General features: G+C 54.5%; 16 protein-coding genes. 6 read left to right on the top strand and 10 right to left on the bottom strand.

What is annotated here, in order from left to right; translation table 11 throughout:
- Positions 1 to 10 precede the first annotated feature (10 nt).
- The 7 genes from NHM04_RS04005 to NHM04_RS03975 all read right to left on the bottom strand — a co-directional run bounded on the left by NHM04_RS04005 (position 11) and on the right by NHM04_RS03975 (position 4627).
- Entirely contained in the window at positions 11 to 787 is a 777-nt protein-coding gene (locus tag NHM04_RS04005) for an RNA methyltransferase (RefSeq protein ID WP_254265758.1), read from the bottom strand.
- 43 nt (positions 788 to 830) lie between these two features.
- Positions 831 to 1247 (bottom strand): CBS domain-containing protein, encoded by a 417-nt coding sequence (locus NHM04_RS04000; RefSeq protein WP_254265757.1) that lies wholly within the window; start codon positions 1245 to 1247, stop codon positions 831 to 833.
- An 86-nt stretch (positions 1248 to 1333) separates the two neighbouring features.
- Entirely contained in the window at positions 1334 to 2092 is a 759-nt protein-coding gene (locus tag NHM04_RS03995) for a pyridoxine 5'-phosphate synthase (protein ID WP_254265756.1), read from the bottom strand.
- Positions 2089 to 2712, bottom strand: coding sequence for a peptidylprolyl isomerase (locus NHM04_RS03990; protein WP_254265755.1), 624 nt, complete (start codon positions 2710 to 2712; stop codon positions 2089 to 2091). Before NHM04_RS03990 ends, NHM04_RS03995 begins: the two co-directional genes overlap by 4 nt.
- 3 nt (positions 2713 to 2715) lie before the next feature.
- Positions 2716 to 3420, bottom strand: coding sequence for a TIGR04211 family SH3 domain-containing protein (locus tag NHM04_RS03985; RefSeq protein WP_254265754.1), 705 nt, complete (start codon positions 3418 to 3420; stop codon positions 2716 to 2718).
- A gap of 132 nt (positions 3421 to 3552) precedes the next feature.
- Positions 3553 to 3852 (bottom strand): YciI family protein, encoded by a 300-nt coding sequence (locus NHM04_RS03980; protein ID WP_254265753.1) that lies wholly within the window; start codon positions 3850 to 3852, stop codon positions 3553 to 3555.
- 28 nt (positions 3853 to 3880) lie between these two features.
- Positions 3881 to 4627, bottom strand: coding sequence for a VC0807 family protein (locus tag NHM04_RS03975; RefSeq protein WP_254265752.1), 747 nt, complete (start codon positions 4625 to 4627; stop codon positions 3881 to 3883).
- An 87-nt stretch (positions 4628 to 4714) separates the two neighbouring features.
- Here NHM04_RS03975 and NHM04_RS03970 point away from each other — a divergent pair, with 87 nt between their 5' ends.
- The 5 genes from NHM04_RS03970 (at position 4715) to NHM04_RS03950 (ending at position 9042) form a co-directional block, all read left to right on the top strand.
- Positions 4715 to 5548 carry a PHP domain-containing protein gene (locus NHM04_RS03970; RefSeq protein WP_254265751.1) on the top strand — a complete coding sequence of 278 codons (834 nt, stop codon included), beginning with the start codon at positions 4715 to 4717 and terminating at the stop codon, positions 5546 to 5548.
- An 89-nt stretch (positions 5549 to 5637) separates the two neighbouring features.
- Entirely contained in the window at positions 5638 to 6264 is a 627-nt protein-coding gene (locus tag NHM04_RS03965; protein ID WP_254265750.1) for an L-threonylcarbamoyladenylate synthase, read from the top strand.
- Between the two features lie 86 nt (positions 6265 to 6350).
- The gene (locus NHM04_RS03960) at positions 6351 to 7199 is read left to right on the top strand and encodes a ScpA family protein (RefSeq protein ID WP_254265749.1); all 849 of its coding nucleotides are present in this window, start codon (positions 6351 to 6353) and stop codon (positions 7197 to 7199) included.
- A 12-nt stretch (positions 7200 to 7211) separates the two neighbouring features.
- Positions 7212 to 8114 carry an SMC-Scp complex subunit ScpB gene (gene scpB / locus NHM04_RS17345; protein WP_305881958.1) on the top strand — a complete coding sequence of 301 codons (903 nt, stop codon included), beginning with the start codon at positions 7212 to 7214 and terminating at the stop codon, positions 8112 to 8114.
- A gap of 16 nt (positions 8115 to 8130) precedes the next feature.
- Entirely contained in the window at positions 8131 to 9042 is a 912-nt protein-coding gene (locus NHM04_RS03950) for a pseudouridine synthase (RefSeq protein ID WP_254265748.1), read from the top strand.
- On the opposite strand, the gene NHM04_RS03945 is transcribed toward NHM04_RS03950, so the two are convergent.
- The 3 genes from NHM04_RS03945 to NHM04_RS03935 all read right to left on the bottom strand — a co-directional run bounded on the left by NHM04_RS03945 (position 9039) and on the right by NHM04_RS03935 (position 12327).
- Positions 9039 to 9983, bottom strand: coding sequence for a GGDEF domain-containing protein (locus NHM04_RS03945; RefSeq protein WP_254265747.1), 945 nt, complete (start codon positions 9981 to 9983; stop codon positions 9039 to 9041). The genes NHM04_RS03950 and NHM04_RS03945 overlap by 4 nt on opposite strands.
- A 230-nt stretch (positions 9984 to 10213) precedes the next feature.
- A complete protein-coding gene (locus tag NHM04_RS03940; protein ID WP_254265746.1) occupies positions 10214 to 11578 on the bottom strand; it encodes an ATP-binding protein in 1365 nt (454 codons plus the stop codon).
- A 23-nt stretch (positions 11579 to 11601) separates the two neighbouring features.
- Positions 11602 to 12327, bottom strand: coding sequence for a response regulator transcription factor (locus tag NHM04_RS03935; RefSeq protein WP_254265745.1), 726 nt, complete (start codon positions 12325 to 12327; stop codon positions 11602 to 11604).
- A 232-nt stretch (positions 12328 to 12559) separates the two neighbouring features.
- Between NHM04_RS03935 and NHM04_RS03930 the strand changes: the two genes are divergently transcribed.
- Positions 12560 to 13093 (top strand): flavodoxin, encoded by a 534-nt coding sequence (locus NHM04_RS03930; RefSeq protein WP_254265744.1) that lies wholly within the window; start codon positions 12560 to 12562, stop codon positions 13091 to 13093.
- The last annotated feature ends 30 nt before the right edge of the window (positions 13094 to 13123 follow it).

Below are 13123 nucleotides of genomic sequence, written 5' to 3'. Positions count from 1 at the left end.
GATCTGAATTTTACAAGCTGTGGCGAAAGGCAATAAGCGCTGCGGTAACCGCCACGTTAAGCGATTCAACTCCGTTATTCATTGGGATTTTAACCCGTTTATGACAGAGTTTATCCACCGCTGCACTGACCCCGTGAGTTTCATTGCCGAGCACAAAAACGTTGCCGCTGGCAGAGCATTGGCTCAGGGTGTCGCGACTGTGGGACGACAAGCCGGTGATTTGGTAGCCCGCTTGCGTCAGATCGCTCAATGCAGCCTCCAGAGTTTTTTCCAGGCGAATGATGGGTGCGCGAAACAATGTGCCCGCACTTGCCTTAATAACCAGCGGGTCGATTTGTGCGTTGCCTTTGCTGGGCAGCAAAATGCCGGCGATATTGCCTGCACAAGCGGAGCGAATAATCATGCCGAGGTTTTGCGGGTTGGTAATGCCATCCAGCGCCAGCAGGTCGCCTTTGATTTTTTCTTGTTGTTCCAGGAGGCTCGCCAAGGTGGAAAACTTGGGGCAAAGTAAATCTACCGCAATACCTTGATCCTGTTTGCTGTTTTTAGAGATGCGCGATAGTGCGTTGCGTGAATGGTAGAGAATTTCCGCGCCTTGGCCTTCGGCAATGGCGATAATTTCGCTGAGAATGGCTGCCGGTTTGTTGCTGTCGGCCAAATGCAGGCGATGAATTTTTACATCGGCCATCTGCAGGGCCTCAAGCACGGGTTTGCGCCCGTACACAGTCAGTAAACTGTCGTAGAATTGTTTTTTAGCCAGGTAGGCTTCGCTGTCGCGCCTTTGCATAATTGAGTCGGTCAGTGGCCTTATAAAAGCGCCTGAGCTTACTCTACTTGGCGCGTAGATAACAGTCCTCGTCATTGTCCAGTAAGGCTGCCAGCACGTCGCGCCGACTAATCAGCCCCACTAATTTTCCTTCGCTGACTACCGGGTAGTTTTTCGGCTTGTGGCTGATCATGATCTGGGCGATTTCCACAATGGAATTGCCCGGGGCAAAGCTTATGACTTGGCTGGTCATTACGCTGGCAACAATGGGGGGCTCTTCGCAGTAAAACGCGCCCTGTAAAATTTCTTTGATGCAATCCTGCTCGGAAACAAAGCCGATGACCCGGCGCTGCTCATCGATTACCGGTGCACCGGTAACTCGCGCGGCCAGTAATTTGTGCACTACCTGCAACAGGTTGGTGTTACTCGCGAAGGCCACCGGATCTTTTTGCATATAGTCCTGAACCAGAATCGAATGCATAGGAACGCTCCTGACTGACTGTGTTAAGAGAACTCTGGCCAAGCATGGGCTCGGCCAGAGGCTTTTCCCTCAAGTGTAGAACAGGCTCAGCGCGAGTGCTGGCAAATAGAGAGGTAGCGTGCAACGGCGGGGGTCATGCCCATGCGCAGTGCATCTACCGTAAGAGCGTGACCGATGGAGACTTCGGCGATGCCCTCAATGGTGAGAAACTCGGGTAGGTTTTCCAGGTTCAGGTCGTGTCCGGCGTTCACCGCTAGGCCTATTTCCTGTGCATAGTGAGCGGCGCTGCGGTACTCATCGAGCAGCTCAGAGCCGCGGTTTGTACCAAAATGCTCGGCGTAGGGGCCGGTGTAGAGTTCGATGCGCTCGACGCCGAGATCCCGGGCGCGGGCAATCTGCTCGCGATCAGGGTCCATAAAGAGGCTAACGCGAACGCCCCAGGTTTTTAGTTTAGCGAGTATGGGCTTTAGTTTTTCGCTGTCGCGGTTGAGGTCAAAGCCGTGATCGGAAGTGAGTTGATCGTTGCTATCGGGGACCAGAGTGCATTGGTCTGGCTGTGTTTGCTCGACCAAAGAAAGCAGGCCAGGGTAATCGGCCAAAGGTGCAGCGAAGGGGTTGCCCTCAATATTAAACTCGCAGCCTGGAAATTGTTTCACCAGTTTTGCCAGAGTGAATACATCCGCTGGGCGAATGTGCCTTTGATCGGGTCTGGGGTGGACGGTTAAACCCTGGGCTCCGGCATCCAGGCACAAGGTGCCGAACTCCACCAGGTCTGGGAAGTGGCCCTCGCGGGAGTTGCGGATCAGGGCGACCTTGTTCAAGTTGACACTAAGGGCGGTACTCACTCGGCAATCATCTCTTTCAGCTTGGAGGTGTGTGCAGCTTTTTCCATATGCTTGCCGCGCTTGGCTTCCAGTATCCGAACGGCGGCATTGGGTGCATCAGGGTAAGCGCGAAAAATCCCCCGCGGTTCTGCGACGATTTTCTCTACCACCTGTTCGCCGTCGATCACTTTGCCAAACACCGCGTAGCCGGGCTTATCGGCACTGCCGTCGAGCGACTCATTGTGATTGAGGTTGATAAAAAATTGGCTGGTGGCACTGTCTACCGCACTAGTGCGCGCCATAGACAGAGTCAGGTAATGGTTTTTCAAGCCATTGTCAGATTCATTTTTAATCGGCTCGCCAGTTTCTTTGCGGTTGAAATCAAACGTAAAGCCACCGCCTTGAACCACAAATCCGGGAATCACTCGGTGAAAGATGGTGCCGTCATAAAACCCGCTGTCGACATATTGGAGAAAGTTGGCGACGGTAATGGGCGCTTGTTCCGGGTAGAGTTCTACCAGCATAGTGCCTAAATCTGTTTTTAACGTAACGTACTTGTTATTGTTGTCCGCGGCCGCGATGCTCGTATTGGCGATGGCAATTAGCAGACAAGTAGCGAAAGCTTGCAGCAGTTTTAACATGTATTAACCCCATTCCGAGCGACGTTTGCGTCGGCCCATTGATTGCAATACCAGAGAGACGATAACCCCTACAATTAAAATACCCGCGCCAAACAACCACTCGCGATAGCGCTGACCAGTTTGCAGGCGCTCGTTTTCGGTTTTCAGTACTTCGGCGCGGGTTTGCAGCAATTGGTAACTTTCGTTCAGCTCTTTGTGGCGCTGGTTTAAGGTAATCGCATTAGCCGACAGTTTTTTCAAGTTGGCGTAGTCGCTTTGAACCTGCTCCAGGTTTGCCTGTAACTCGTCGACTTGCTGCTCCAGGTTTGCTTTGTCCTGGCTCAATTGCTCATTGGTTTGCAGCAGCTCGCTCTGGTCGCCGTCGAGCTGGCTCATTTTCTCTTCGAGGCGGGCCAGTTTAATGGCGGCAGTCGGCTCATTGAGTAGATACTGCGAGCGAATCCAGCCCTCTTGACCCTCAGGGGTGCGTACCTGAGTCCACTCGTTGTTGTCATCATCGGTATTGCTGCTGAGCTGCTCAAGACGGGTGCCGCTGGGTAGACCGCGATGAATAATGCGGTATTGGTTGCCCATGCCGCTGCGCAGTGGTACACGCAATTCGTCGGCCACGTAGAGAGTCTGGGCCTGGCCAATGGCCGGTAGCAACAAGGCGCCGCTGCAAACAATTGCGCTGAGAATACCGGCTAGAATACTTTTACTGTTAATCACGAAGTTACCCTTATACGTATTGGTTGGTAAGGCGCCCGGCGAGCGCCGTCGCTATTTTAACGAAAGGGTGCCCCAATCCCTGTCAACCGTGTCACGCCTAGAGCCGCCAGTAGCGAATCAGCGCCTTACAAGCTAGGGTGCGACTTTTTTAAAGGGCTTGACGGTCACTTTTTGGTAAACACCGGCTTCTATGTATGGATCTTCATCCGCCCAGCGCTGGGCGTCGGCCAGCGAATCGAACTCGGCTACCACCAATGAGCCGCTAAAGCCTGCATCACCGGGTTCCGCTGCATCCACTGCAGGGTGCGGGCCGGCCAAAATCAGCCGACCTTTGTCACGTAGCTCGTGTAAACGGGCGACATGGGCTGGCCGGGCCTTGGCGCGCAGGGGCAGGCTGTTGGCTACGTCTTCACTGATAATGGCGTAAAGCATAAATGTCTCTCAACTCTTTTATACGTTGCTAGTTGGCGTTTATAACTTCTTCAAAATCGAGCCCTGTCAGTTGGCGGATGCGGCGAAATAGGTACATCAGCGCGCCCGCCATTACTACGGTGGCGGGCAGGGCGATTACGGGGAAGCTCAAAGCCGTCATTTTACCGAGTTCAGCGTTAAATGCTTCGGTTCCCGGGGGGCTTACCAGCAGCCATTTGGCCAACACATAATTGAGAAATGACGATAAAAAGAATGAGGCGGCAACTAAATAAGAGGCGTTACGCAGGGCTCGATCAAACGCGGCGCTATTGTCGGCGCTGTGTAAACGCTCGGCGATTAAATCGGTTTTGAGCACTTTGTCGTTGTAGAGAAAGGTGCGCACCAGCGGAAAGCGAGTTTTCATCGAAAGCACAGTGGCAAGACCTATTAGCCCAGGTATGGCCGCTTCTTTAATCGCGATATACTGTGGATCCAGCTCCAGCAGGCTGATGCCGCCGGTGAGCAAAATACTGACGGCGCCAAGGGCCGAGAAGGCATTAAATTCGCGTTTTACCAGCAGATCCTTCAAGCCGTATATCAGTGGAAAGGCCAGGGCCACTACCAGCGCCAAGCGGGTGCCTAAGTAGTCCTCGCCACTGAGCTTGCTGAGAATCAGGGTGGGAATGATGATGTTGATCAACAGGTTGCCCCACAGGCTCTCGCGCTTTTTTCCGGGTTGGGCGGGGTTGTTTTGCTGGGAGGTCGACTCAGAGGTCCGGGAAGTTGTATCAGTCATTGCGGCACATTGCCTTGTCTGTAGCGTGAGTTTTTCTGGCGGCTGAGCGCCGCAATTATACGGTAAATCGAAAGAAAAGGGGTGGGTTTGAACCAATTGCGGGTGGATTTGCACATGCATAGCCACTGCTCTGACGGGGCTTTGAGCCCATCTGAGTTGATGCAGCGTGCGAGTGAAAAAGGGGTAGAGCTGATTGCGCTTACCGATCACGATACGCTCGCTGGCCTAACGGAGGCCAGGGGCGAGGCCGACAAGCTGAATATGGCGTTTGTCAGTGGCATAGAGCTGTCTTCGCGCTGGGGTAAAATAGGCGTTCATATCGTCGGGCTCGGTTTTGAGTCCACACATCCGGCCATGGCCGAATTGGTGCGCAAGCAGGGCGAGCGCCGCCGTTGCCGCAATCAGAAGATAGGCGCAAAGCTTGCCAAGATCGGAGTGCAGGATGCATACAGGCGCGCCCGTGAGCTGGCTGGCGCAGAGCCCGGTAGACCGCATTTTGCCGAGTTGCTGGTGCAAGACGGGCGGGTACCCGACGTGTCGCGCGCTTTTAAAAAGTATCTGGGGAGCGGTAAAAGCTGCGATATCAAATTACTCTGGCCCCCCATGGTGGAGGTGGTTGACGCCATCAATGGTGCGGGCGGCGTTGCGGTACTGGCGCATCCTGCCAAGTACGGGCTCACGCGCACTAAGCTACGTGCGTTAGTGGCTGACTTTAGCGCCGCGGGAGGTAGCGCGATGGAGCTGGTAAGCGGCATGCAGCCTAGTGGTGTGGCGGAAAACTTGGCTGCTATCGCTGCTGAGTTTGGTCTAGAGGCATCTTTGGGCAGCGATTTTCACCGGCCCGGTGCCGCCTGGCAGGAGCTTGGCTGCGCGACTCACTTGCCCGAGGGTGCCAGGGCTGTGTGGCATCGCTGGCAATAAGCACGGCAATAATTGTAACCTGACCGGCGCAAACCTATAATGGCCCTTTCGGGCCGCGAGGCCCCATAGCCTGTATAAAGGATTCTGAAGTGGCACAATTTTTCCAGATTCATCCAGAAAATCCACAAGCTCGCCTGATCTCTCAGGCCGTTGACATAATTCGTCGCGGCGGGATCGTCGCCTACCCGACGGACTCTGCTTACGCCCTGGGCTGCCATATCGGCGATAAAATGGCCCTGGATCGGATTCGCCTCATGCGCCGTCTGGATAAAGATCACAACTTTACCCTTATGTGCCGCGACCTATCGGAAATTGCCACCTACGCCCGGGTCGATAATCAGGTATTCCGGCTGCTCAAAGCTCACACCCCCGGTCCCTATACCTTTATCCTTGAGGGCACCTCTGAGGTGCCACGCCGTCTGCGCCACCCCAAGCGTAAAACAATCGGCTTGCGTGTCCCGGACAATAAAATCGCCCTGGCGCTGCTGGAAGAGCTAAACGAGCCTTTGATGAGCAGCACGCTATTGTTGCCGGGGGACGAATTTCCGCTCACCGACCCCTATGATATCCGCGACACCCTGGAGCATCAGGTCGAGTTGGTGATTGACGGTGGTTTCTGCGGCCTGGAGCCCACCACTGTTGTGGGTTTAACTGAGGACACGCCAGAGCTTATTCGCCAGGGGAAAGGGGACTTTTCCGCTCTGTTGGCGGGCTGAGCGAGTGCGCGGCGGATTTGTTGATACCATAGCCCCTTTAATAGCCTAAGCGCAGCCGCAGAGACAGGCGGTAACCGGAAATGATTATGTCCACAGATACAGTAACCGAGGCGCAGATCCAGGAAGAATCCACGACTGAGGTGACGCGTCCGGAGCAGGGTGAAATGCCCTTCGCTATGGTGCAGGGCAAGGCCTATACCGAGCTTCCGAAAGACTTGTACATTCCGCCGGATGCGCTGGAGGTGTTTTTAGAGGCGTTTGAAGGGCCGTTAGATTTACTGCTGTATCTGATTCGACGGCAGAATCTGGATATTCTGGAAATCGATGTTTCGGAAATTACCAGTCAGTACATGGCCTATGTCGAGCTAATGGATGCCGCGCACTTTGAACTAGCCGCCGAGTATTTGGTGATGGCGGCGATGTTGGCGGAAATCAAGTCGCGCATGCTCTTGCCGCGCACCGTCGAAGAGGAAGAAGAAGGCGAGGATCCCCGCGCCTCGCTGATTCGGCGTTTGCAGGAATACGAGCGCTTTAAGCACGCCGCCGAAGATATCGACGAGTTGCCCAGGGTGGGGCGGGACGTTTTCCAGGCCACTGCCGAGGCCCCCGATCGCAACCTTACCCGGCCAGAGCCCGAGGTGGAGTTAAAAGAGCTGCTGTTAGCTCTGTCTGAGGTGTTGCGCCGCGCCGATATGTTTGAGAGCCATCATGTGGAAAAAGAACGTCTTTCGACCCGTGAGCGTATGGCTCAGGTGCTCGATAGGTTAGCGGGGAAAAAGTTTATGCCTTTTGTCAGTCTGTTTACCGTAGAAGAAGGGCGCCTCGGAGTAGTGGTAACCTTTTTGGCGGTGATGGAGTTGATTAAAGAGTCCTTGGTGGAGATCGTCCAAAGCGAATCTTTTGGCCCGATTCACGTTAAGGCTAAAACACAGTAACGAATTTTATTTATGCAAATAAAACAACTACAAGCGATTGTCGAAGGTGCCTTGCTGGCTGCGGGAGAGCCTCTGTCGTTAAAGCGATTAGAGACCTTGTTCGAAGAGGATGAACTGCCCGCTAAAGAGGATTTCAATCAGGCGCTCGCGGCCATTGCAGAGGCCTGTGAAGAGCGTGGTTTTGAACTCAAAGAGGTCGCCAGCGGTTGGCGTTTACAGGTGCGCGAGGATTTGGCGCCCTGGGTCAATCGCCTGTGGGAAGAAAAGCCGCAAAAATACTCACGCGCCCTGCTGGAAACTCTGGCATTGATCGCGTATCGCCAGCCGATCACTCGCGGTGATATTGAAGAGATCCGCGGTGTGGCCGTCAGCTCGCACATTATCAAAACGCTTACCGAGCGCGACTGGGTTAAAGTGGTGGGGCAGCGTGACGTGCCCGGCCGGCCCTCACTCTATGCGACAACGCGCCAGTTTTTGGATTACTTTAATCTGAAAAGTCTGGATGAGCTGCCCACCCTGAGTGAAATTCGCGATTTTGACGAGTTAAACAACGCGCTCGATCTCGGCGATGGCTCAGAGGCCCCAGAGGGTGCTGATGCGGAAAATAGCGGTCAGTCTGAAGCGGTCGAAGCCAGTGTCGTCACTGAAACTGACCACAGTGACAGTGACAGTGACAGTGACAGTGACAGTGACGTTGAAAGTGACATCGAGGGCGAGAGTGCCGCGGACGCTGATTCGCATGACTCCGAACATACCGAGCCCGAAGCTTCTGGCACTGATGCGCAGGCCGAACAGGCAGAGCATGAGGTTGCGCAGGAAGAATCACTCGGTCACGCCGAGTGGAGCGCCGCCGAACCCGAACAATCCGATAACCCAGAGACCCCAGCGGTCGAAGAGGCAGAGCGCAGCGTGTGAAAACGCCGCCAACATTATGGTAAAGAAAACCCGAATTAATGAAACTGCGGACGCGCCTGACGACGCGACCGATGAAAAACTGCAAAAAGTGCTCGCTCGGGCGGGCTGCGGCTCGCGCCGAGAAATGGAGCGTGCGATTGTCGCCGGAGAGGTTCAAGTAAACGGTAAGCTCGCCACCTTGGGTGATCGTGTCAGCCCCGAAGACACCATTGTATTTCGCGGTAAAGAGCTCAAAGAGAAGGGGCAAAAGTCTCGTCGTCGCGTTATTTTATACAATAAACCCGAGGGTGAAATTTGCTCCCGCCAAGACCCGGAAGGTCGTCGTACCGTCTATGCCGCTTTGCCTAAATTGTCTGGCGAGAGGTGGATTTCGGTAGGGCGCTTGGACTTTAACACCAGCGGCTTGTTGCTTTTTACCAACGACGGCGATCTTGCCAATAAGTTGATGCACCCCTCGTCGGTGATTGATCGCGAATACCTAGTACGTATTCAGGGCGATGTCGACGAAGATATGAAAAAGCGCCTGCTGGATGGCGTATTGCTCGATGATGGGCTGGCCCGTTTTACCGATATTGTGGATGGTGCGGGCGAGTCCCGTAACCGCTGGTTTTACTGTGTGGTGATGGAAGGGCGCAACCGTGAAGTGCGTCGCCTGTGGGAGTCGCAGGGGGTTCGAGTCAGCCGCTTGAAGCGTGTGCGCTACGGTAATATTTTCATTCCCTCTCACGTGCGGGTCGGGCAATGGCTTGAACTGAACGACAAAGAAATTGCCGATTTATGTTTGACAGCCGGGCTGGATGTTGAGCGTACAGCCCCTGCATTGCCAGACGAGAAAAAGCAGCGCGAGCGTCATGAGCGAAAACTACGTGCCGGACGCGCCGGGCGCGGTAAAAGAAATGTTCGGCCGCGAGGCCCCGCTAAGTCTTAGCTTTTCGCGGCCTGCGATGCCGACTGATACGGCGCTTCGCAGCAGGAGCGGTTGCGCCCGGCGCGTTTGGCTTTATAAAGCGCCGCGTCGGCGCGTTCAATAAGCTGTGACACGGCCTCGCCGGGCTCCGCGCAGGCGCTTACGCCGATACTGGCTGTGGCGCATATACTGTGACCATCATGCAGCAGGCGAACTTTCTCTACTGCGCGGCGCAGTCTCTCGGCCGTGATCAGAGCCCCGGCAGCGCCAGTCGCGCTTAGTATCAACGCAAACTCCTCCCCGCCGAAGCGAAACGTCATGTCTGTGCCTCTGCTCACCTCATCGATAGTACTGGCGACACTGGCGATAATTTTGTCCCCCACACCGTGCCCGTAGCGGTCGTTAATTTGTTTGAAGTGATCTATATCAATCATCAGCAGGGCAAAGGGTTGGCCGCTGCGTTGCAACAACTGATGTTCACGCTCCAAGGCTCTGTCCAATGCGGCGCGATTACCCACCTGTGTTAGGGGGTCGATCAGCGCCATACGCAGAGCATTTTGGTAGCGCTGCGCGTTGCGCAATGGGAAGGCGAGCGATGCCAGCAGAGTTTCCATGCACTGTTGCTCCGACTCGCTAAAGCGCTGTTTACGGAAAAAAGAAATGCTGCCTAAATCGGCGTCCGGCAGTGTGAGGTTATAGCGGCAGCTGTGTACTGATTTATGGCCCAGTTGCATGACGTTGCCGTCGGCGTCATTGTATGTCAGGCCTGAATAGTCGATAAGCCCGCGTGAGTGGCGATAAAAAAGCGGAAGTAGCTCTGCGGCATCGAGACTGGTTTGTAGGGCGTGAGCAAGGCGAGCGCGTGCCTCAAGCAGGGCGCTAGTAGTAGAGGCATCGGTAAAGATGCCGCTGCGTAATGCCTCAGCTGTATTGGCAGTTGCCGTTGGTGAAAGGTCTTGCATAGTATCGCTGCTCTTGGTTTTGCCGGTACCGGCCTGTTATCACGGATGCAACAGTGGGTCTTATTTAGAGCTTAGCGATTTCTGTGCCACCTATCTGTTTTGAGTGTAAATATTTAATATTATCAGTGGGTTAGGATGTTTTCTTGTAAGCTGTTCAAGCCTAAAGAGTCAAAGTGATGACCTTAATATAGCGGCCGAGCGGAAAATTACTGCCGCTAGTCAAAAGTTTGTCAGTCGCCGTTACGCGGTAATGTGATCGAGACTTCAAGCCCTCCCTGCTGGCGGTTGCGAGCTTTTATGCTGCCGCCGTGCAGGGCGACTGTGCGTTGGGCAATAGCCAAGCCCAGACCATAACCTCCACTCTCGCGGTCGCGGGCCTGGTCGGTGCGGTAAAAGGGTTCGAAAATATCCGCAAGTTGAGCCTCGGGCACGCCCGGACCTGTGTCTGCGACGTCGATATGGTAATTTCCAGCCTCTTGTCGCAGCGATGTGGTTATGGTGCCTCCTGTGGGGGTGTAACGCAGGGCGTTGCGTAAGACATTGTCGAATACGCCGTAAAGCATATTACCGTGGGTGGCTAACAGTGCCTCGCTTAACGGGTTGTCCAGCTTTAAGGTGATGTTTTTGCGCGCCGCTTCACTCTCCAGCCCCTGATTTAAGGCTTCGAGTAGTGCACTTAAATCCATGGTGTCATCTAGGGTCCAGCCGCCGTCATCCAATACGGGAAGGGCGAGAATGTCGGAGATGATGTCGCCTAGGTAATCGGCTGCCTGGCGGATACGATCCAATTCTTTATCAACCGTGCCCTGGCTGCGCTGTTGGGCGAGGGCCAATGCTACTTGCAGGCGTGCGAGCGGGGTGCGCAGCTCATGAGAGACATCTTTAATCAGTCGTTTTTGTTCCGCCATGGCCTTTTCCAGGCGCTCGGTCATATGATCAAAATCATGTGCCAAGGAGGCGATCTCATCGCGCCTGGTATCAAAGCGGTCACTGATGCGCACACTTAAATCCCCTTTGGCGATTGAGCGCGTGGCCCGCTGCAGAGTGGATAAACCACGTGCCAGGTGTCGGGCGAGAAAGAAGCAGGCGGTACCGCTGACCAAAATAGAGGTCAGCAGCAGCGGCCAGATATTATTAATAAATAATTGCCAGACGATGTTGCCCGAGCGGTTGTCGCCGGCGCTGGTGGCAATGGTAAAAATTTTTACGCTTTTGCCATCGTTCAGGGTGACGTGTCGACCCCAGGTTTTTTCTTCATCGAGAATTACTTTGTCAAAGGGGTGGCTGGGGTTAAGCTTGGGCACCAAGTGATGAACTCCTGCTGGTAGGGGGCGGTCCAGCAGGTCGCGGTTGGTGGAGTCGACAATATAAAAGTGGCGTGTAGACCACTCGGGCATGCTGCGCATATCCGCCAATACCTGGGCGGAATTGCGGTTAATCGCTGAGCCGACGATTTGGTAAAGAAAGCGCAGCGCCGGCTCGTAGTCGCGATCGTCGCGCAGACGCTGTAGGTTATTGTCTGGATTAATATCGCGCCAGTGAACAATGACGTTTGAGGTGACAATAATGACGGCGGTAATGCACCAGAAGGTCAAAAAGACCCGTAAATAAAGCCGGGTCATTGGGCGGCGGGAGCCTCGCTGGCACGGGTCAGCATATAGCCCGCGCCGCGCACGTTAATGATTTGCTCTTTGCTTGCGCCGGCGGCGGACAGTTTTTTACGAATATTGCTGACATGGACATCAATGCTGCGGTCATAGGGGGTCAGCTTACGTCCCAGCGCCTGCTCGGTGAGCTCGTCCTTGCTGATAACCTGGCCGGCTTGACGAACCAACAATTCCAGAACGCTGAATTCGGTGCCGGTTAAGGGTAGAAGGTTTTGCTGCCAGTAGGCGGCCCGGCTTCCCATTTGCAACAGCAGGCTATCCACTTGCAGGGTGTCTGCCTCAGGGGAGGCCTTTTGATTGACGCTGGTGCGCCGCAGTACCGCGCGTAAACGGGCCACCAGTTCGCGCGGATCGCAGGGTTTTGGCAAATAGTCATCGGCGCCGATCTCAAGCCCAATAACCCTGTCTATGGTATCGCCTTTGGCGGTGAGCATAATCACCGGGGTGTCCTGCTGGCCGAGTTCGGGCTGTTGGCGCAATTGTTTGAGAACGTCAAAACCACTGTGGCGCGGCAGCATCACGTCGAGAATCATCGCGGTGTACTGGTTGTTACGCGCCATATCCAGGGCTTCAGAGCCGTCGAAGGCAACGGATACGGAAAACCCCTCGCTGATCAGGTATTCCTGCAAGAGTTCCGACAGTTCTCTATCGTCGTCGATAAGTAAAATATCAGCCATCCCGACCTCTGTTGTTGTTTGCTTTGTAGTTGGCAAAGTGCGCCAAGTTTGCATCACGGGCGCACGCCTGTCATGGCAATCCGGTATCGGTTAACCTTTCTTAACTACTGTCAGCATAGCATGCAGTCGCTTGCGCCTATGGGTTTTTGCTGGGAGAATTCGCGCTCTCGGGTAATCGGCTCAGATCTCTCGTCCCCGAGCGTGTACTTTGGTGAATAGGGTAAGGTAAACAGTGGCCAAGATCGGTTTATTTTTCGGCAGTGATGAAGGCAATACAGAGCAGGTGGCACAGCGTATTCGGGCGCGCCTTGGCGAAGATGTAGTGGATCTACACGATATTGCCGATGTGACTCAGCTGGAGTTTACCGACTACGAGAACATCATTCTGGGAATTCCCACTTGGGACTTTGGCCAAATTCAATCCGACTGGGAAGAGTTTTGGGACGATCTAGAACAGGTCGATTTCAGCGGTAAGACCGTTGCCCTTTTTGGTCTGGGCGATCAGTTTGGCTATGGTGATTACTTTCTCGATGCCATGGGTATGCTGCACGATGTCATCGAGGCATCAAATCCCGTGCGCGTCGGCTTTTGGCCCACGCAGGGTTATGAGTACGAGGCGTCGAAGGCCGAGCGCGACGGCCAGTTTGTCGGGCTTGCCATTGACGAAGACCAGCAGGAAGATATGACTGCCGAGCGCCTGGATGCTTGGTGCGAACAAATACATCGCGAGTTTGGCTTGGATACACCGCTGCTTAGCGCTGACTAAGCGGACAAATTCTTTTTACGGTCGCGCAGG

The sequence above is a fragment of the Gilvimarinus sp. DA14 genome (assembly GCF_024204685.1).
Classification (GTDB): domain Bacteria; phylum Pseudomonadota; class Gammaproteobacteria; order Pseudomonadales; family Cellvibrionaceae; genus Gilvimarinus.
This window is presented reverse-complemented; position numbering and strand designations above follow the sequence as displayed.